The 21,003-nt window shown below is 67.6% G+C and carries 13 protein-coding genes; 12 read left to right on the forward strand and 1 reads right to left on the reverse strand.

What is annotated here, in order from left to right; genetic code table 11:
- The first annotated feature begins 330 nt into the window (after positions 1-330).
- From GW587_RS24830 to GW587_RS24870, 9 genes are all read left to right on the forward strand, one after another.
- The gene (locus GW587_RS24830) at positions 331-1,539 is read left to right on the forward strand and encodes an efflux RND transporter periplasmic adaptor subunit (protein WP_166107589.1); all 1,209 of its coding nucleotides are present in this window, start codon (positions 331-333) and stop codon (positions 1,537-1,539) included.
- A gap of 10 nt (positions 1,540-1,549) precedes the next feature.
- On the forward strand, positions 1,550-4,846 hold the full coding sequence (locus GW587_RS24835) for an efflux RND transporter permease subunit (RefSeq protein ID WP_166107590.1): 3,297 nt from the start codon (positions 1,550-1,552) through the stop codon (positions 4,844-4,846).
- Complete coding sequence (locus GW587_RS24840) at positions 4,843-6,255, forward strand: efflux transporter outer membrane subunit (RefSeq protein ID WP_166107591.1); 1,413 nt, start codon at positions 4,843-4,845, stop codon at positions 6,253-6,255. Before GW587_RS24835 ends, GW587_RS24840 begins: the two co-directional genes overlap by 4 nt.
- Before the next feature lie 94 nt (positions 6,256-6,349).
- Positions 6,350-8,509: an ATP-binding protein gene (locus GW587_RS24845; protein ID WP_166107592.1), complete on the forward strand. Its 2,160-nt coding sequence runs from the start codon at positions 6,350-6,352 to the stop codon at positions 8,507-8,509.
- Between the two features lie 100 nt (positions 8,510-8,609).
- A complete protein-coding gene (locus tag GW587_RS24850) occupies positions 8,610-10,199 on the forward strand; it encodes an ATP-binding protein (protein ID WP_166107593.1) in 1,590 nt (529 codons plus the stop codon).
- The gene (locus GW587_RS24855) at positions 10,196-10,876 is read left to right on the forward strand and encodes a response regulator (RefSeq protein ID WP_166107594.1); all 681 of its coding nucleotides are present in this window, start codon (positions 10,196-10,198) and stop codon (positions 10,874-10,876) included. The genes GW587_RS24850 and GW587_RS24855 overlap by 4 nt, the downstream gene beginning before the upstream one ends.
- A gap of 22 nt (positions 10,877-10,898) precedes the next feature.
- Complete coding sequence (locus GW587_RS24860; RefSeq protein WP_166107595.1) at positions 10,899-11,633, forward strand: gluconate 2-dehydrogenase subunit 3 family protein; 735 nt, start codon at positions 10,899-10,901, stop codon at positions 11,631-11,633.
- A gap of 4 nt (positions 11,634-11,637) precedes the next feature.
- Positions 11,638-13,413 carry a GMC family oxidoreductase gene (locus GW587_RS24865; RefSeq protein WP_166107596.1) on the forward strand — a complete coding sequence of 592 codons (1,776 nt, stop codon included), beginning with the start codon at positions 11,638-11,640 and terminating at the stop codon, positions 13,411-13,413.
- 9 nt (positions 13,414-13,422) lie between these two features.
- Positions 13,423-14,772, forward strand: a complete 1,350-nt coding sequence (locus tag GW587_RS24870) for a cytochrome c (RefSeq protein ID WP_166107597.1) — start codon at positions 13,423-13,425, stop codon at positions 14,770-14,772.
- Between the two features lie 23 nt (positions 14,773-14,795).
- Here GW587_RS24870 and GW587_RS24875 read toward each other — a convergent pair whose 3' ends face one another.
- Positions 14,796-15,692, reverse strand: a complete 897-nt coding sequence (locus GW587_RS24875; RefSeq protein WP_166107598.1) for a LysR family transcriptional regulator — start codon at positions 15,690-15,692, stop codon at positions 14,796-14,798.
- A 98-nt stretch (positions 15,693-15,790) separates the two neighbouring features.
- Here GW587_RS24875 and GW587_RS24880 point away from each other — a divergent pair, with 98 nt between their 5' ends.
- The 3 genes from GW587_RS24880 (at position 15,791) to GW587_RS24890 (ending at position 21,002) form a co-directional block, all read left to right on the forward strand.
- Entirely contained in the window at positions 15,791-16,558 is a 768-nt protein-coding gene (locus GW587_RS24880) for a TauD/TfdA dioxygenase family protein (RefSeq protein ID WP_166107599.1), read from the forward strand.
- A 99-nt stretch (positions 16,559-16,657) separates the two neighbouring features.
- The gene (locus GW587_RS24885) at positions 16,658-20,182 is read left to right on the forward strand and encodes a response regulator (RefSeq protein WP_166107600.1); all 3,525 of its coding nucleotides are present in this window, start codon (positions 16,658-16,660) and stop codon (positions 20,180-20,182) included.
- Position 20,183: 1 nt separating this feature from the next.
- On the forward strand, positions 20,184-21,002 hold the full coding sequence (locus tag GW587_RS24890; RefSeq protein WP_166107601.1) for a CheR family methyltransferase: 819 nt from the start codon (positions 20,184-20,186) through the stop codon (positions 21,000-21,002).
- Position 21,003 lies beyond the last annotated feature (1 nt).

Genomic DNA, 21,003 nt, shown 5'->3' on the forward strand with positions numbered 1-21,003 from the left:
GGGTGGCGTGCAAATATTGATCAAGCAGCTGCCGTGTAAAACCTTCACCAAACGGGCGATTATAGACCCAAAAATGCCATCATGGAAACGTCAAGGTGCTCAAAACGACACTTTTGCGTGTGCAAAGTTAATAAAAAAGTTACAACCCGCCACCAAACCGCCTACCTCTTTATTGTTAATGACAAGGCACATTTTCTTTGTCAGAATGAAAGTGGCTTAATTGTTATTACACAATGCGCCGTCTGTTTCTGAGTTGCCCGTAGCGTTTAGACCGTCTTTGCAGTGCTCACTGTTTCCGACTTTCGTCATACCGTTCTTGAGGGGTTCACTATGGATATCCTGGCGGCGCTTGCGGCTTCACGCTCGCTGAAACTGACCTTGGTGCTGGGGGCGATGGCCGTCCTGGCCGGCTGCGGCAAGAAGGACGAGGCCGCCGAACATGGCGGCGGCGGCCCGCCCGCCGTCTCGGTGGCGCCCGCCGTCAAGCGCGACGTGCAGGAGTTCGACGAATTCACCGCCCGCCTGGAAGCGCCCGACACCGTCGACATCCGCTCGCGCGTGGCCGGCACGCTGATGCAGGTGCACTTCCGCGAAGGCCAGCTGGTCAAGAAGGGCGATCCGCTGTTCACCATCGACCCGCGCCCCTTCGCCGCCGAGGCCGCGCGCGCCGAGGCGCAGCTGGCGTCGGCCCGCACCACCGGCGAACTGAACAAGATCGAGCTGGCGCGCGGCGAAAAACTGGTCGCGGTGCGCGGCGTCAGCCAGCAGGAGCTGGACCAGTTGCGCGCCGCGCTGGCCACCTCGCAGTCCAGCGTCAAGGCCTTCGAGGCGGCGCTGGTGCAGGCCAGGCTGAACCTGGAGTTCACCCGCATCACCGCCCCGGTCAGCGGCCGCACCTCGCGCGCCAACGTCACGGCCGGCAACCTGGTCAACGTCGGCGATCCGATCCTGACCACCGTGGTGTCGGCCGACAAGATCTACGCCTACTTCGACGCCAGCGAAGCCATCTACCTGAAATACATGCGCGCCGCGCGCGACGGCACCCGTCCCTCGTCGCGCGACACGCCGAGCGCGGTGCGGATCGGCCTGGCCAACGAGGAAGGCTTCCCGCACGAAGGCAAGATGGACTTCGTCGACAACCGCCTCAACCCGGCCACCGCCTCGATGCGCGGCCGCGCCGTGTTCGACAACAAGGACGGCCTGTACACGCCGGGCCTGTTCGCCCGCCTGCAGCTGGTCGGCAGCGGCAACTACAGCGCCACGCTGGTGGCCGACCGCGCCATCACCACCGACCAGACGCGCAAGGTGGTGCTGGTGGTCGGCAAGAACAACATCGTCGAGCAGCGCGAGATCAAGCCCGGCGCGCTGATCGACGGCATGCGCGTGGTGAGCGGCATCAACCCCGGCGAACTGGTGATCGTCGACGGCCTGCTGCGCGCCTTCCCGGGCGCGCCGGTGACGCCGCAGGTGCTCAAGACCGACGAGCACGGCAAGCCATTGCCGCCGGCGCCGCCGCCGGCCACCGCGGCCAAGGGCTGAGGAGCATCGCATGGACATCTCGCGCTTTTTCATCGACCGCCCGCGCTTCGCGACGGTGCTGTCGATCTTCATTTTCATGGTCGGCCTGCTGGCGATATTCCAGCTGCCGATCTCCGAATATCCCGAAGTGGCGCCGCCGCAGGTGGTGGTGCGCGCCCAGTTCCCCGGCGCCAATCCACGGGTGATCTCGGAAACCGTGGCCGCGCCGCTGGAGGAGCAGATCAACGGCCTGGAAGGCATGTTGTACTTCGAAAGCCAGGCCACCGCCGACGGCAGCATGACGCTGACCGTGACCTTCAAGATCGGCACCGTGCCGGAGCAGGCCGAGACGGCGGTGCAGAACCGCATCAACCGCGCGCTGCCGCGCCTGCCCGACATCGTGCGCCAGATCGGCGTCACCACCGAGAAGCAGTCGCCCAACCTGACCATGGTGGTGCACATGGTCTCGCCCGACAACAGCCACGACGCGCTGTATCTGCGCAACTACGCCAGCCTGAACGTGCGCGACGACCTGCTGCGCATTCCCGGCATGGGCTCGGTGCTGCTGTTCGGCTCCGGCGACTACGCGATGCGGATCTGGATCAACCCGCGCCAGCTGGCCTCGCGCAACATGACCGCCGGCGACGTGGTGACCGCGATCCGCGAGCAGAACGCGCAGGTCGCGGCCGGCGTGGTCGGCTCGCCGCCGTCGCCCACCGACACCGACTTCCAGCTGCAGGTCAACGCCCAGGGCCGGCTGATCAAGGAGGAGGACTTCGCCAACATCATCATCCGCAGCGATCCGAAGACCGGCGCGCTGGTGCGGGTCAAGGACATCGGCCGGGTCGAGATCAGCGCCAACTCGTACTCGCTGCGCAGCCTGCTCAACAACAAGGAGGCGGCGGCGATCGGTATCTTCCAGTCGCCCGGCTCGAACGCGCTGAAGCTGTCGAACGACGTGCGCGCCACGATGGAGAACGCCAAGAAGAACTTCCCGAAAGGGGTCGACTACGACATCGTCTACGATCCGACCCGCTTTGTGCAGACCTCGATCGAGAAGGTGGTGCACACGCTGATCGAGGCGGTGCTGCTGGTGGTGCTGGTGGTGATCATCTTCCTGCAAACCTGGCGCGCCTCGGTGATCCCGCTGCTGGCGGTGCCGGTGTCGATCGTCGGCACCTTCGCCATGCTGCTGTTGCTGGGCTACTCGATCAACACGCTGACCCTGTTCGGGCTGGTGTTGGCGATCGGTATCGTGGTCGACGACGCCATCGTGGTGGTGGAGAACGTCGAGCGCAACATCGCCGACGGCCTGACGCCGCACGACGCCACGGTGCGCGCGATGCGCGAGGTCAGCGGCCCGATCATCGCCATCGCGCTGGTGCTGTGCGCGGTGTTCATCCCGCTGACCTTCGTGCCGGGGCTGTCGGGCCAGTTCTACAAGCAGTTCGCCGCCACCATCGCGATCTCGACCGTGATCTCGGCGTTCAACTCGCTGACCCTGTCGCCGGCGCTGGCGGCGCTGCTGCTGCGCCCGCACGACGCGCCCAAGGACAAGGTCATGCTGGTGATGGACAAGCTGTTCGGCAAGTTCTTCCACTGGTTTAACTGCTGGTTCCAGCGCCGCAGCGAGGCCTACGGACGCGGCGTCACCGGCCTGCTGCACCGCAAGACGCTGGCGCTGGTGGTGTACGGCGTGCTGCTGTTGCTGACCGGGCTGCTGTTCAAGAGCATCCCGAGCGGCTTCGTGCCGGCGCCGGACAAGCAATACCTGATCGGCATCGCCCAGCTGCCGGCCGGCTCCTCGCTGGACCGCACCGAGAAGGTGATCCGCAACATGAGCGACATCGCGCTCAAGGTGCCGGGCATCGTCGACTCGATCGCCTTCCCCGGGCTGTCGATCGCCGGCTTCTCGTCGGCGCCGAACGAAGGCATCGTGTTCTTCGGCCTGGCGCCGTTCGAGAAGCGCACCTCGGGCGACTTGTCCAAGGACGCCATCCTCGGCAAGGTCAACGGCGCGATCCAGGCGATCCAGGGCGCGCGCATGTTCGTCGTGCCGCCGCCCGCCGTGGACGGCCTGGGCAACGCCGGCGGCTTCAAGCTGCAGGTGCAGGACCGCGGCGGGCAGGGCGAGCAGGCGCTGTACGGCGCGGTCTGGGGCAGCATCCTCGGGCCGATCTACGGCAATCCGAAGTCGGGCATCGGCACGCCGTATTCCAACTACGACATCAACGTGCCGCAGCTGTTCGCCGACGTCGACCGCACCAAGGCCAAGCAGATGGGCCTGCCGCTGCAGGAAATCTACGACACGCTGCAGATCAACCTCGGCTCGCTGTACGTCAACGACTTCACCCGCTTCGGCAAGACCTACCAGGTGGTGGTGCAGGCCGACGCGCCGTTCCGCGCCCAGGCCGACAGCATCACCAACCTGGAGACGCGCAACTCGGCCGGGCAGATGGTGCCGCTGGGCTCGGTGTTGCAGGTGAATCCGACCTTCGGCCCGACCCGCGTCACGCGCTACAACGGCTTCCCGTCGGCCGACATCAACGGCGCGGCCAAGCCCGGCTTCTCCAGCGGCCAGGCCGAGGCCGAGATCGAACGCATGGTCAAGCAGCTGCCGCGCGGCATGTCTTACGAGTGGACCGACCTGACCTACCAGGACCGCTTGACGCGCGACATCACGCTGCCCGGCCTGAACATCAAGATCCCGACCCTGGGCGCGGTGCTGTTCCTGTCGGTGGTGCTGGTGGTGCTGGTGCTGACCGCGCAGTATGAAAGCTGGAGCCTGCCGCTGGCCATCATCCTGATCGTGCCGATGTGTATCCTGTCGGCGCTGTTCGGGGTGTGGCTGTCGCACTTCCCGCCGTTCGCGCAGGGCGGCGACCTGAACCTGTTCACCCAGGTGGCGTTGGTGGTGCTGGTCGGGTTGGCGTGCAAGAACGCGATCCTGATCGTCGAATTCGCCAAGGACCTGGAAGAGCAGGGCAAGCCGATGCTGGACGCGGTGATCACCGCCTGCCGCCTGCGGTTGCGGCCGATCCTGATGACCTCGATCGCCTTCTGCGCCGGGGTGATCCCGCTGATCCTCGGCAGCGGCGCCGGCAGCGAGATGCGGCGCGCGATGGGGATCGCGGTGTTTTCCGGCATGGTCGGAGTGACCTTGTTCGGCATCTTCCTGACGCCGGTGTTCTACTCGCTGCTGCGCAAGAGCACCGAGAAACGCCGCGCCCACGCGCTCGAACTGCGCCACGAGATCGACGCGGCGGCCCATCCATTCCACGCCGGCATCGACGATGCCGACCCGCCGCGCAAGAAGGGGGACGTATGAGCCAGCTCCGCAAGTATCTCCTGCCGGCGCTCGCCGTGACGCTGGCGCTGGCCGGCTGTTCCAGCGCGCCGCCGGTCAAGCTGTACCAGCCGGAGCTCAGCGGCGGCTTCAGCAACGCGCCGGCCGATGCGTCGGCCGCCGACGCGCCGGTCGGCCAATTCTGGACCGCCTTCCACGATCCGCTGCTCGATTCGCTGGTGGCGCGCGCGCTCAAGGCCAACACCGACGTGCGCAGCGCCGCCGCCAGCCTGCGCGAGGTGCGCGCGCTGAACCGCTACGCCGACGCCAACATGCTGCCCAACATCGGCCTCAACGCCGGCGCCTCGCGGGTGCGCGGCACCAACGACCTCGGCGTGCAGAGCACCAACAACAACTACGCGGTCGGCTTCGACGTCTCCTGGGAGGCCGACCTGTTCGGCCGCCTCGGCGACGCCCGCCGCGCCGCGCAGGCCGACGTGCTGGCCGGCGCGGCCGGGGTGCGGGCGGCGCAGGTCAGCGTCAGCGCCGAGGTGGCGCGCAACTATTTCGACCTGCGCGGCTTGCAGGAGCAGTTGCGGGTCGCGGTGGATTCGCTGCAGACGCAGAACTCGGCGCTGGAGCTGGTGGACGCGCGCCTCGAATTCGGCCGCGGCACCGCGCTTGACTCGGAACGCGCCCGCGCGTTGGTGAGCTCAACGGCGGCCAACATCCCGGCGCTGGAGGCGGCGCTGATCCGCACCCGCTACCGGCTGGCGGTGCTGTGCGGGCTGCAGCCGACCGCGCTGGACGCGGAGCTGGGACCGGTGCAACCGCTGCCGGGCCTGAAATCGGTGGCGCTGTCCGGCATCGGCTCGCCGGCCGATCTGCTGCGGCGCCGGCCCGACATCCAGCGCGCCGAAGCGCAGGCGGCGTCGGCGGCGGCGCAGGTCGGCGTCGCCCGCAGCGCGCTGTTCCCGCAGCTGACCTTGGGCGGCACGCTGGGGCAGAACGCGCTGCACTTCAGCGACCTGGGCAAGGGCGCGTCGTATGTGTACAACCTCGGCGCGCAGCTGACCTGGAATCTGATCGACTTCGGCCGCATCCGCGCCCAGATCGCCGCCGCCGACGCCCGCAACGACGGCGTGATGATCAACTACGAACGCGCGGTGCTGGGCGCGCTGGAGGAAACCGAAGGCGCGCTGGCGACCTACACCCGGACCCAGCGGCAGACCGAGCTGCTGTTCGAATCGGCGCGCTCGTCGGAGCAGGCCGCCGTGATCGCGCGCGAGCGCTTCGCGGTCGGCTCGACCGACTTCCTGACGGTGCTGGACGCCGAACGCGAGCTGCTGTCCGCGCGCGACCGCCTGGCGCAAGCCCAGGCCGGCGCCGCCACCTCGCTGGTGGCGGTCTACAAAGCCCTGGCCGGCGGCTGGGAGGTGCCGGCGGAGTAGGCGACGGCGCGTGCGGACATCTGAACGGGGGCACAACGCGCGCGGGTGGTAGAATCTGCGGCATTCCCCCCTTTTCATGAGCGATGCCGCACCGATGCAAGCGACTGATAACGTAACGCTGGACAACTGTGCGGATGAGCCCATCCATATTCCGGGCAGTATCCAGCCGCATGGTGCCCTGTTGGCTTTCGACATCGACGGCGCCTTGCAGGCGTGGAGCGACAACGCGCCGCAGCTGCTGGACCTGACGCTGGCGCTGGGGGCGCCGTTGGCGTCGCTGCCGCTGCCGGCCGAAGTGCACGCCATCGCCGCCGAATGCCGCGACCTGATCGAGGACGGCGAGGCGCCCGCGATCGCGCTGGAAGTGGCGATCGGCACGCACCAGTTCGATTGCATCGTGCATGCCTACGCGGCCCGCATCATCATCGAGTTCGAGCTGCGCGAGGTGCCGAGCGACGCGGTGGCGGCGTTCGCGCTGAAGGCGCACGCGGCGATCGACCGCTTCAAGCGGCAAAAATCCATCGATAGCCTGCTGCAACTGGCGACCGAACAGGTGCGCGCCATCACCGGCTTTGACCGCGTGATGGCCTACCGTTTCCACCAGGACGACAGCGGCGACGTCACCGCCGAGTCGCTCCGCGACGAGCTCGAACCCTACCTCGGCCGCCGCTACCCGGCCAGCGACATCCCGGCCCAGGCGCGCCGGCTGTACATCATCAACACGCTGCGCCTGATCGCCGACATCAATTACCGGCCGTCGCCGCTGGTGGGCCGCGCCGGCGCCGCGCCGCTCGACCTGAGCCACAGCGTGCTGCGCAGCGTCTCGCCGGTGCACATTGAATACTTGCAGAACATGGGCGTGGGCGCGTCGATGAGCGTGTCGATCGTGGTCAACGGCCGACTGTGGGGCTTGCTGGCCTGTCACCACATGACGGCGCTGCAGGTGCCGTATTCGATCCGCATGGCGGCCGACGTCATGGCCCAGGTGATCGCCTCCATCGTGCAGTCGATCGAGGCGCGCGAGCGGGCGCTGATGGCGGAGCAGTCGGCCGCCGTGCGCACCCGCGTCATGGAAACCCTGCTGCACCACGACGAGCCGGCGCGCGCGCTGCTGCAACATGCGCCGGCGCTGTGCCTGTCGCTGCAGGCCGAGGCGCTGGTGGTGGCCCAGTACGGCAAGCTGATGGTGCACGGCGACATCGATCTGGCGCTGGCCGAACGCATGGTGGCTTCGCTGCCGCAAAGCGGCGACGAGATCATCGAACGCAGCGCGCTCGGCGACTGGCCGGAGGAGCTGCGCGACGCGCTGGCGCCATGGGCCGGGATGCTGGCGTTGCGCTTCGATCCGTCGACCTCCGGCTGGCTGCTGGCGCTGCGGCGCGAGCAGATCAACACCATCCGCTGGGCCGGTCGGCCGGACAAGATCGTCCGCGTCGGTCCGCTGGGACCGCGCCTGACGCCGCGCGGTTCGTTCGACGAGTGGCGCGAGACCGTGCGCGGCCGCGCCGTGCCGTGGGACGCCACCGCGCGCCTGGCGGCCGGCCAGCTGCTCGGCGAGATGCACCGCGCCAGCGTGGCGCGCCACGTCGAGACCGACCGCGCCCGCTCGCAGCTGCTGGCGATGCTGGGGCACGACCTGCGCGGCCCGCTGCATTCGATCAATATGGCGGCCACGGTGTTGCAGCACGGCGGCGCGGCCGGCACCATGAGCACCCGCATCCAGGCGTCCAGCGGGCGCATGGAGCGGCTGATCAGCCAGGTGCTGGACATGAGCCGCCTCAACGGCGGCCTCAGCCTCGGCCTGGAGAAAAACCTGGTCGACCTGGTGCCGGCCCTGCAGGACTTGCTGGACGAGTCGCGCATCGCCAGCCCCGGCCTGCGCATCGTCGCCGACCTGCCGCCGGCGCTGCCGCTGATGATGGACAGCGATCGCATGATGCAAGTCGTCAGCAACCTGGTCAGCAACGCCCGCCATCACGGCGCGCAGGGCGAGGCCATCGAGGTGACGCTGGCCGAGCGCGGCGACACGGTGGTGCTGGAGGTGCGCAACGTGGCGCCGCCGATCGGTGCCGAGATGGTGGCCAACCTGTACAGCCCGCTCAAGCATACTTCGGTGGGCAATGTGCACAACCGCGGCGGTCTGGGCCTGGGCTTGTATATCGCGCAACAGATCGTGCACCAGCACGGCGGCGAGATCGCCTACCGCTACGAGGAACCGCAGGTGGTGTTCGCGGTCAGCCTGCCGCGCAACTGAGCGTGGCCAACTCCACAACAATGTGGAGTTTCGGTGAAGAATCGCGGCAGTTTCGCGTCCGCCGCTTGCCGCGCGCGAGGGGCCGTGGCTAAATGGCCTGATGGTTAAAATCGGTATCACCGCGCGGCTGTTCCTTTCACTGCTGATCGTCAGCGTGCTGACGGCGGTGGGTGTCGGGCTGGGCACGCGCTGGAGCTTCCAGCGCGGCTTCCAGGGCTATCTGAACGAGGTCGAGGCGCGCCGCATGGAGGCGATGGCCTTCGAGTTCGCGCAGGCCTACGTCGAGCACGGCAACAACTGGGCCTTCATCCGCGGCAACCGCGCCGCGTGGGAGCGCTATACCGGCGCCATCGGCCGCGAGCGCGCCACGTCGGCGCGTCCCGGCGGCGATTCCATCTACTATGCGGTGGCGGACAAGGCGCCGCGCCGGCTCGGCCTGTACGACATGCAAGGCCATCACCTGGCCGGCAATCTGCAGGACGGCCCGGACTTGCGTCACCAGCCGATCGTGGTCGACGGCGTCGCGGTCGGTACGCTGGCCGGCGCGCCGTTGCGCGGCTTGCAGGAAGAGGCGGAGCAGGGCTTTCAACTACAGCAGCAGCGTGACAGCCTGGGCATCGGCCTGGCGACACTGGTGCTGGCCGCGCTGGCGGCGATGCTGCTGGCGCGCAGCTTCGTGGCGCCGACGCGGCGCCTGATCGCGGCCGCCGCCAAGGTCGCGGCCGGCGATTACGGGGTGCGCGTGCCGCACGGTCATCGCGACGAGCTGGGCACGCTGGCGCGCAATTTCAACATCATGGCCGCGACGCTGGAGAGCAACGAGGCGTTGCGCCGGCACTTCATGGCCGATATCTCGCACGAATTGCGCACGCCGCTGTCGGTGCTGCAGGCGCAGCTGGAGGCGATGGAGGACGGCATCGAGCCGACCGACGCCAACAGTCTGAGCTTGCTGATGGACGAGGTGGCGACCCTGAGCCGGCTGGTCGAGGATATGCGCCAGATCACCTTGTCCGAGGTGGGCGCTTTCGATTACCGGCGCGAGGCGCTGGACCTGGCGGCCTTGCTGGCCAGCGAGGCCCACAAATGGCGCGAGCCGCTGGCGCAGGCCGGCATCGCGTTGCGGCTCGACAGCCCGGCGGCGCTGACGGTGGAGGGCGACACGGTGCGTCTGCGCCAGCTGTTGCGCAATCTGTTCAACAATGTGCTGCGTCACGCCGAGGGCGCGAGCGCGCTGGAGGTGCGCTTGCAGGCGCGCGGACGGCAGGTCGAGTTGCGCATCGCCGACAACGGCGCCGGCGTGGCCGACGCGGCCTTGCCGCTGCTGTTCGACCGCTTCTGGCGCGGCGACCGCGCGCGCAGCCGCGCCACCGGCGGCAGCGGCCTCGGCCTGGCGATCTGCCGCAGCATCGCCGAAGCGCACGGCGGCGTCATCAGCGCCAGCCACGGCAAGCAAAGCGCCAATCATCGCGCCGACCACGACGCGTCCGACCGCGCCGGCGCCGCCGCCAGCCATGGCGCGCTCGGTCGCGCGGGCCAGGGCGCTGACGATGGCGCCATCGTCAGCGCGGTCGGCGCCGTCGGCCATGGCGCCGTTGCCGCCGTCCGCAACGTCGGCGCGGGCACGGAGCGCGCCGCGCCACGCGGCCTGACGGTGCTGATCACGCTGCCGCTGCCGGGAGCCGACGCGTGAACGCGCCGCACATCCTGGTGGTGGAGGACGAGCAACGCCTGGCGCGGCTGCTGGTCAGCTACCTGAAGGCGGCCGGCTACCGCGCCAGCGCGCAGCACGACGGCCTGTCGGTGCAGTCCACCGTGGCCGCCGGCGACGTCGACCTGATCCTGCTCGACTGGATGTTGCCCGGCATGGACGGCCTGACCCTGTGCCGCGCGCTGCGCGCCGGCGGCGACATCCCGATCATCATGATGACCGCCCGCGCCCAGGAAGAGGACCGTCTCGACGGCCTCGACAGCGGCGCCGACGATTACATCTGCAAGCCCTTCAGCCCGCGCGAAGTGGTGGCCCGGGTGCGCGCGGTGCTGCGCCGCCGCCCGGCTGGTACGCCGCAGCCCGGCTTGCAGATCGACGAGCAGGGCTTGCGCGCCTTCGTCCACGGCAAGGAGCTGGCGTTGACGCCGGTGGAGTTCCGCCTGCTGAAGATTCTGCGCGACGCGCCCGGCAAGGCCCTGTCGCGCGACGACTTGCGCACCTGGGTGTACGAGGACCGGCGCATCGTGCACGACCGCACGATCGATACGCATGTGAAGAACCTGCGCCGGAAACTGGAAGAGGCTGGCCTGGCTGAAGCGATTTCAGCCGTCTACGGGGTCGGCTACCGCTGGGAGGCGCGCAGCGCGCGGCAACCCTGAGCAGTCAAACAAGGAGAGAGAAATGTCCGACGACACACAATCGCCGTCAAGGCGGAGCATTATCAAAAGCATGGTGTTCATCCCCATCGGCGTGGCCGGCGCGGCCGGCGCGGTACGCGCGTTGCAGCCGGCGTCCGCCAGCGCGGCCGACGCCGCTGCAGCCGAAGGCAAGCCGGAGGCATACACCCCGGCCTTCTTCAACGCCGCCGAATGGCGCTTCCTCGGCGCCGCCGTCGACCGCCTGATTCCGCACGACGAACACGGCCCCGGCGCGATTGAACTGGGCGTGCTGGAGTTCCTCGACCGCCACATGCAGACGCCGTACGCGTCGGGCGACATCTGGTACATGCAGGGGCCGTTCGTCAGCGCCGCGCCGGAGTTCGGCTACCAGGGCAAGCTGGGGTTGCGCGACATCATCCGCGTCGGCATCAAGAACCTGGACGCCTACTGCGTCAGCCAGCCCGGCGGCAAGGCCTTCGCCGAGCTGGACCCCAAGAAGCAGGAAGAACTGCTGAAGGCGGCCGAGGGCGGCAAGCTGAAGCTGGAAGACATTTCGGCCAAGCTGTTCTTCACCAACTTGCTGAACGAGGTGCGCAACGGCTACTTCGCCGACCCCAAGCACGGCGGCAACAAGGGCATGGGCTCGTGGAAGATGATCGGCTATCCCGGCATGCGCGCCGATTACCTGGACTGGGTACAAGTCCGCGACAAACCGTATCCGATCGGCCCCGTCGATCTGGCCGGACGCAGAGGATAAAACAATGACTATCGTAAAAAACAAAGTGGACGCCGTGATTGTCGGCATGGGCTGGACCGGCGCCATCATGGCCAAGGAATTGACCGACGCCGGCCTCAACGTGGTGTGCCTGGAACGCGGCCCGGACCGCGACACGCAACCCGATTTCTCCTACCCGCGCGTGGTCGACGAGCTGGAAGGCTCGGTGCACCGCAAATACCTGCAGGCGCTGTCGAAGGAAACCGTGACCATCCGCCACGGCAGCGGCGACACCGCCGTGCCGTATCGCCAGATGGGTTCGTTCAAGCCGGGCACCGGCGTCGGCGGCGCCGGCAGCCACTGGTCCGGCTGCCATTTCCGCGCACTGCCGGAAGACTTCAAGGTGCGCAGCAATGTCGAGCAACGCTACGGCAAGAAGTTCATCCCGGAAGGCATGACGATCCAGGATTTCCCGGTCACCTATGAGGAACTGGAACCGCACTTCGACCATTTCGAATACGTGTGCGGCACCTCCGGCAAGGCCGGCGTGCTCAACGGCAAAGTGGTCGAGGGCGGCAACCCGTTCGAAGGCTCGCGCTCGCGCGAATTCGCGCTGGGACCGAATCCGAACTATCTCGGCGGCGAGTTGTTCTACAAGGCGGCGCGCGAGATGGGCTACCACCCGTATCCGATCCCGGCCTCGAACGCCTCCGCGCCGTACACCAACCCGTACGGCTGCCAGATGGGACCGTGCAATTTCTGCGGCTTCTGCAGCGACTACGGCTGCCTGAACTATTCCAAGGCCAGCCCCAACGCCTGCATCCTGCCGGTGCTGCGCGGCCGCAAGGGCTTCGAGCTGCGCACGCTGGCGCAGGTGCTGAAGGTCAACCTGACCGCCGACAAGAAGAAAGCCACCGGCGTCACCTACCTCGACGCGCAAGGACGCGAGACCGAGCAGCCGGCCGACATCGTGCTGCTGTGCGCGTTCTCGCTGTTCAATGTGCACCTGCTGCTGCTGTCCGGCATCGGCGTGCCGTATGACCCGGTCAGCAACACCGGCACCATCGGCCGCAACTATTCGTACCAGAACCTGAACCGCGTCTCGCTGTTCTTCGACGAGACCGTGCACGCCAACCAGTTCATGGGCATCGGCGGCGGCGGCACCACCATCGACGACCTGAACGGCAACCGCAACGACAGCGCCAAGACCGGCTTCATCGGCGGCGGCATCGTCTGGGCGCGCCAGCCGGGCGGCGGTCCGGTGCGCGGCATCGCCACGCCGCCGGGCGTGCCGAACTGGGGCAGCGACTGGAAGAAGGGCGTCAAGCAAGCGTTCCGCCATTCGTTCTACTACGAGGTGCAGGGCTCGTGCATGGCCTACCAGGACGCCTACCTGAGCCTGGATCCGACCTACCAAGACGCCTTCGGCCGTCCGCTGCTGCGCATGACCTTCGACTGGCACGACAACGAGATCAAGGCCTCGCAATACCTGGTCGAGAAGGCCAGCGACATGTGCAAGGTGCTGTCGCCGCTGGCGATCAAGGGCGACGCCAAGAAGAACGGCGACCACTACAACGTGACGCAGTATCAGTCGACCCATACCTGCGGCGGCGCCATCATGGGCACCGATCCGAAGACCTCGGCGTTGAACCGCTACCTGCAATCGTGGGACGTGTCGAACGTGTTCGCGCCAGGCGCCAACGCCTTCCCGCAGAACAACGGCTACAACCCGACCGGCATGGTGGGCGCGCTGACCTACTGGACCGCCAAGGCCATCCGCGAGCTGTATTTGAAGAACCCCGGCCCGCTGGTCCAGGCTTAAGGAGCGCACATGAACAAAGCTAAAAAAGGATTGTTGATCGTCGCCGGCCTGGCCGCGCTGGGCGTGACGCTGGCCTATACCTACGCGGCGCAAGCCACCGCCACGCGCGACATCGGCCCCGGCGAACTGGGCCTGGCCGCGCCGAGCGCGCAGCTGATCGAGCAGGGCCGCTACATCGCCACCGCCTCCGACTGCATCGCCTGCCACACGGCGGGCGGTCCCGACGCTAAGCCGTTCGCCGGCGGCCTGTCGATGGCGACCCCGGTCGGCGCGCTGTACAGCTCGAACATCACGCCGGACAAGGCGACCGGCATCGGCAACTACAGCCTGAACGACTTCGACCGCGCGGTGCGGCACGGCATCCGCAAGAACGGCGACACGCTGTATCCGGCGATGCCGTACCCGTCCTACGCCAAGATCACCGACCAGGATCTGCGCGCGCTGTACGCCTACTTCATGCACGGCGTGGCGCCGGTGGCGCAGGCCGATCGCGGCAGCGACATCAAGTGGCCGCTGTCGCTGAACTGGCCGCTGGCGATCTGGCGCAAGACCTACGCGCCGCCGGTCGAGCCGCTGGTGCTGAGCAAGTACCAGAGCGAAGCGCTGGCGCGCGGCGCCTACCTGGTGCAGGGCCTCGGCCACTGCGGCGCCTGCCATACGCCGCGTGCGGCCACCATGCAGGAGCTGGCGCAGGATGAGTCGCATCCGGCCTTCCTGGCCGGCGGCGCGGTGATCGACGGCTGGCTGGCGGTCAATCTGCGCGGCGATCCGGCGGGCGGTTTGGGCCGATGGTCGGAGCAGGACATCGTCGATACGCTGAGCAAGGCGCGCAATGCGCATTCGGCGGTGGTCGGCAGTCCGATGGCCGACGTGGTCAAGCACAGCACCCAGGAGATGACGCCGGACGACCTGAAGGCCATGGCGGCCTACCTGAAGTCGCTGACGCCGGGCGCGGCCGAGAAGTCGCGCTACGCGGCCAGCGACGTCACCGCCAAGGCGCTGAAGGCCGGGCATGAGGAGGGGCGCGGCGCGCAGCTGTATCTCGACAATTGCGCCGCCTGCCATCGCAGCGACGCGCATTCCAACGGCCCGGTGTTCCCGGCGCTGGCGGGCAATCCGAGTGTGCTGTCGGATGATCCGACTTCGCTGATCCGCCTGGTGCTGGAAGGCAGCTCGCTGCCGTCGACCAAGGCGGCGCCGTCCAACCTCGGCATGCCGGGCTTCGCCTGGCGCCTGTCGGACGAGGAAGCGGCGCAGCTGGTGACCTTCGTGCGCCAGAGCTGGGGCAACCAGGCCTCGGCGGCGGACGCCGGCCAGGTGGCCAGGATCCGCAAGCTGGTGCCGGCGGAGAAGCATTAAGCGGTGCCCGGAGGCGCCCGGTGTCAGCCGAGCGCCTCCGCCAGCAGGTCGGTGAAGGCTTTGATCTTCGCCGAGCCGCGCCTGCTGGCGGCGTACACCGCGTAGATGCCCACATCCATCTCCCCCGGATTGGCCTGATAGCGGTCCAGCACCGGCAGCAGCGTGCCGGCCTCCAGATCCTGTTGCACCAGCCAGCCCGGCAGCAGCGCCAGGCCGAGGCCGCCCAGCGCGGCCTGACGCAACATCTCCGAATTGTTCACTTGCAGCGTGCCGCGCACTTCGATTTCCCGCGCCTGTTCGGCGTCGCGCAGCCGCCAGCTGTGGCGCGCCGCGCCGTAGGAAAACAGCAGGCAGTTGTGCCCGACCAGTTGCTCCGGCGTTTGCGGCGCGCCGTGCCGCGCCAGATACGCGGGGCTGGCGCAGATGTGGCGCCGGTGGTCGGCCAGCTTGCGCGCGATCAGGTTGGGTTGCTGCTCCGGGCTGCCGATGCGGATGGCGACGTCGATCGCTTCATCGACCATATTGCTCAGCGCGTCGCTGAGGCGCAGGTCCAGCGATAGCTTGGGATAGCGCCGCGCCAGCTCCGGCAGTAGCGGCGCGATGTAGCGGATCGCCAGCGTAACCGGCGCGCTGATGCGCAGCACGCCGCCCGGCTCGGTATTGCCGCCGGACGCGGCGTCGTCGGCTTCGTCCAGCGAGGCCAGGATTTGCGTCGCGTGCTCGAGGTAGCCGCGTCCGCTGTCGGTCAGCGTGACGCTGCGCGTCGAGCGGTTCAGCAGCGGCGTGCCGAGGCGCAGCTCCAGCGCGTCGACCAGGCGCGTCACCGACGAGGTGGCCATGCCCAACTGGCGCGCAGCGGCGGAAAAGCCGCCGTTGCTGGCGACCAGGCTAAACGCTTTCAGTTCGGCGAATCTGTCCATGTTTTGCGTCCTGCGCAAAGGTGAATGCGAATCTGCTTATATTATCAGCGTAAGAAGGCGGGATTATAGTGATTTCATACCCAATCCCAGGAGGCTGTATGCATATCACCCCGCTCCCCGCCGGTTTCGGCGTCTCCATCGATGGCCTGGACTTGCGCCGGGCCGACCCCGCCGTCACCGAACAGCTGCGCGCCGCGCTGCTGGAACACGGCCTGCTGGTCATTCGCGACCAGTCGCTGACGCCGCAGGAACAGGTCGCCGCGACCCGGCTGTTCGGCAGCCTGGAGACCTTCCCGACCATGCGCGGCCAGATCGACGGCATGCCGGAAATCTTTCGCGTCGCCAGCCGGCCGGAGGATGGCCACGTCGAGGTCGGCCGCTACTGGCACTCGGACGGTTCCTTCCGTGAAGATCCGACGCCGATCAGTTTCTGGTACTCGGTGGCGCGGTCGGAGCAGGGCGGCGACACGCTGTTCACCGATCTGCAACGGGCCTGGTCCGAGCTGGAGCCGGAGATCCAGCAGGAATTCGCCGGCCTGAACACGGCGCACCGCAACGGCGTGGTACACCCGCTGATGCTCAGGCACCCGATGACCGGCGTCCCGGCGCTGTACCTGAACCTGGGCCTGACCGCCGGCGTGCTGGGCCATTCGCCGCAGCATTCGCAGGCGCTGATGCAGGCGGTGGAGCGGCACTATTCGCGGCCGGGCGCGACTTACCGCCATCAGTGGCTGGCCGGCGACGTCGTGGTGGCCGACAATCTGCACGTCGCCCACAAGGCCACCCCGATCAGTCCAGGCCAGCGCCGCATCCTCAACCGCACCACGGTGCGCGCCGATGGCGTGGTCTGGGGCGCGGCCGCATAGCGGAAATGTTATTTCCTGTACGCACGATTGAGTTAGGTGACTTGCATGGCTTGTATTTAGGCTAAACTTCTTGCTTCTTAAGTTACCTTGGCCCGGACCATGCCTCTACAATCGTCGATGGATGACAGCGGTTTCCGCCGCATTTTGTTGCGCAACATCACTTTGCCGCTGGCCGCCGGGGTGGTCAGCGCGGGCGTGTTCGTGGTTTTGCTTGCTTATTTGATCACGACCATGAACTGGGTCGAGCACAGCGAACGGGTGATCGGCAGCGCCAACGAGATCGGCAAGCAGATGGTCGACATGGAAACCGGCATGCGCGGCTATATGCTGGCCGGCGATGAAAACTTCCTGGAACCGTATGTGCTGGCCAAGCCGAAAGTGGTGTCCGGCATCAATTCGCTGGCCAAGCTGGTCGAGGACAGCCCGCTGCAGGTCGGCCGGCTGCGCAATATCCTGGCCCAGCAACAGCAGTGGGACCAGTACGCGCAGGACATGATCAAGCTGCGCGGCGCCGGCGGCGACGTCACCGGTCCGGTCAAGACCGGGCGCGGCAAGACCCAGTTCGACGAGATCCGCCGCCAGCTCGACGCCTTCGTCAACTACGAAAACCGCATCCGCCAGGAGCGCACCGCCGACGCCCGCAGCGTCACCATCTGGGTGGCGGTGATCTATCTGGTGCTGACGCTGGGCGTGGGCGCGATCCTGGCCTGGTTCGGCCGGCGCGAGCTGCTGGGCCTGTCCGGCATCTTTAACAAGGTGCTGCGCCAACACACCGAACACGCCGAGATCCTGGCGCAGCAAGCCTGGCTGCGCACCGGCCAGAGCGAGCTGGCGCAGCAGGGCATCGGCCAGATGGCGCTGCCGCGCCTGTCGTCGTCGCTGCTGCAATTCATGGCGCGCTACATGGACGTGGTGGTCGGCGCGCTGTACCTGCGCAATCCCGACGGCAGCTTCACCCGCGTCGCCTCCTACGGCTTCAGCGCCGAATGGGAGCAGCGCGACCAGCAGCTCAAGCCGTCCGAAAGCCTGGTGGCCCAGGCCGCGCTGGAGAAGCGCGTGATCCGCCTCGACCGCGTGCCGGCCGATTTCATCCAGGTCGCCTCCGGCCTCGGCGCCGGTTCGCCGGTCAGCGTGATCCTGTCGCCGGTCGACAACGACGGCGAGATCAACGGCGTGATCGAACTGGGCCTGCTGCGCCCGATCGCGCAGCGCGACGTTGAGTTCCTGACGCTGGTGAAGGGCAACATCGGCAACGCCATCGACGCCAGCGGCTCGCGCCAGCGCTTGCAGGAAGTGCTGGCCGAGACCCAGCAGCTCAACGAGGAACTCCAGGTGCAGCAGGAGGAACTGCGCACCGCCAACGAGGAACTGGAGGAACAGTCGCGGGTGCTGGAGGAATCCCAGGCCAGCCTGGAGAACCAGAAGGCCGAACTGGAGCAGACCAACGAACAGCTGGCCGAACAGGGCAACGCGCTGGACCAGAAGAACGCCGCGCTGGGCAAGGCGCAGCAGGACCTGGAGGAACGCGCCGACCAGCTGGAGCGCGCCAGCCAATACAAATCGCAATTCCTGGCGAATATGTCGCACGAGCTGCGCACCCCGCTCAACAGCTCGCTGATCCTGGCCAAGCTGCTGTCGGAAAACGCGCCCGGCAACCTGAACGACGAGCAGGTGCGCTTCGCCAACACCATCTACGCCGCCGGCAACGACCTGCTGAACCTGATCAACGACATCCTCGACATCTCCAAGGTCGAGGCGGGCAAGCTGGACCTGGTGCCGGAGCAGCTGTCGCTGCGCCACGTGGTCGAAGGCATGGCGATGGTGTTCGAGCCGCTGGCGATGCAAAAGAAGCTGGCCTTCAGTGTCGAGATCGCCGACGACCTGGCGCCGCACATGGTCAGCGACCGCCAGCGCCTGGAGCAGATCCTCAAGAACCTGCTGTCGAACGCGCTCAAGTTCACCAGCAACGGCCGGATCGTGCTGACCGCGCACGCCGCCGGCACCGGCGGCGTCAGCTTCTCGGTGCAGGACACCGGCATCGGCATCCGGCCGGAAGACCAGCAGGGCATCTTCAACGCCTTCCAGCAAGCCGACGGCACCACCAGCCGCAAGTACGGCGGCACCGGCCTGGGCCTGTCGATCTCGCGCGACCTGGCGCAGTTGCTGGGCGGCGCCATCAGCCTGAGCAGCGAACCGGGCAAGGGCAGCTGCTTCACGCTGACCCTGCCGCTGGCGTGGACCGCGCCGGCGCCCGGCCCGCGCGAGGCCGGCACCAGCGCGCCCGCCTACACCCCGGCCGGCGGCGGCGCGCCGTTCAGCCCCTTGCACGCGCTGCCGACGCCCAACCCGGCGCCGGTCCCGGTCCCGGCGCCGACCTCGCCGCGCGTGCGCGCCTTCTCCGACGACCGCGACCTGGTCGGCACCGACGCCGGTCCGGCCACCCGGCTGGTGCTGGTGGTCGAGGACGACGCCGCCTTCGCCCGCATCCTGTACGAGCTGGCGCATGAAAAACAATACCGCTGCCTGGTCGCGTTCGACGCCGACGAAGGGCTGGCGCTGGCGCGCGAATACCGTCCCCACGCGGTGCTGCTCGACATCCGCCTGCCGGACCGCTCCGGCCTGTCGGTGCTGCAATTGCTGAAGGACGACGCCTCCACCCGCCACATCCCGGTGCACGTGCTGTCCGGCACCGACAACGGCGAGGCCGCGCTGCACCTGGGCGCGATCGGCTTCGCGCTGAAGCCGACTACGCGCGAACAGCTGATGGAAGTGTTCCGCCGCATCGAGGGCAAGCTGACGCAGAAGATCAAGCGCGTGCTGCTGGTCGAGGACGACGACCGCCAGCGCGACAGCGTGGTGCAGCTGATCTCCGACAACGACGTCGAGATCGTCGCGGTCGGCAGCGGCGAGGAGGCGCTGACGCTGCTGCGCACCACCATCTACGATTGCATGATCATCGACCTGAAGCTGCCTGACATGCAGGGCAACGAGCTGCTGCAACGCATGGCCGGCGAATCGCTGGCGGCGTTCCCGCCGGTGATCGTCTACACCGGCCGCAACCTGTCGCGCGCCGAAGAGGCCGACCTGCACAAGTATTCGCGCTCGATCATCATCAAGGGCGCGCGTTCGCCGGAGCGCCTGCTGGACGAAGTGACGCTGTTCCTGCACAAGGTCGAAGCCGACCTGTCGAGCGAACGCCAGAAGATGCTGAAGACGGTGCGCTCGCGCGACCGCGTGTTCGAAGGCCGCCGCATCCTGCTGGTGGACGACGACGTGCGCAACATCTTCGCGCTGACCAGCGCGCTGGAGCAGAAGGGCGTGCTGGTGGAGGTGGGCCGCAACGGCTTCGAGGCGCTGGAAAAACTCGACAGCGTGGCCGACATCGACCTGGTGCTGATGGACGTGATGATGCCGGGCATGGACGGCCTGGAGGCGACCCGCCGCATCCGCGCCGACCCGCGCTTCCCGCGCCTGCCGATCATCGCCATCACCGCCAAGGCGATGAAGGACGACCAGGAACAATGCCTGGCCGCCGGCGCCAGCGACTACCTGGCCAAGCCGATCGATCTGTCGCGCCTGTACTCGCTGCTGCGGGTGTGGATGCCGAACGGTGAACGGAGCTAGCATGCAGAACAGCGACACCGATATCGAGCTGAAGATGCTGGTCGAGGCCATCTACCTGAAGTACAGCTACGATTTCCGCGACTACACCGGCGCCTCGCAAAAGCGCCGCGTGCTGCACGCGCTGCACGAGATGGAGTGCGACAGCATTTCGGGCCTGCAGGCGCGCATCATGCACGAGCCGGCCGCCTTCAGCCAGCTGCTGCAGTATCTGACGATTCCGGTGACGTCGATGTTCCGCGATCCGACCTATTTCAAGGCGCTGCGCGAGCAGGTGATGCCGGTGCTGCGCACCTACCCGTCGCTGAAGATCTGGATCGCCGGTTGCAGCACCGGCGAGGAAGTGGTGTCGATGGCGATCCTGCTGCGCGAGGAGGGCCTGCTGGAACGCAGCATGATCTACGCCACCGACATCAACCCGCAATCGCTGGAGAAGGCGCGCAAGGGCGTGTTCCCGCTGGACGCGATGCGCGAGTACACCGAGAACTACCAGCTGGCCGGCGGCACCCGCAGTTTTTCCGACTACTACACGGCGGCCTACAACGCCGCGCTGTTCGACAGCTCGCTGTGCGACAACGTCACCTTCGCCGACCACAGTCTGGCCACCGACGCGGTGTTCGCCGAGACGCATCTGATCAGCTGCCGCAACGTGATGATCTACTTCAAGAAGAAGCTGCAGGAGCGCGCCTTCGGCCTGTTCCACGAATCGCTGTGCCATCGCGGCTTCCTCGGCCTGGGCAGCAAGGAGAGCATCGACTTTTCCGCCTACGCGCCCAGCTTCGAGCCGGTGATGAAGCGCGAACGCCTGTTCCGCAAGCGCTGAC

Source organism: Duganella aceris (assembly GCF_011090165.1).
Taxonomy (GTDB): Bacteria; Pseudomonadota; Gammaproteobacteria; order Burkholderiales; family Burkholderiaceae_D; genus Rugamonas; species Rugamonas aceris.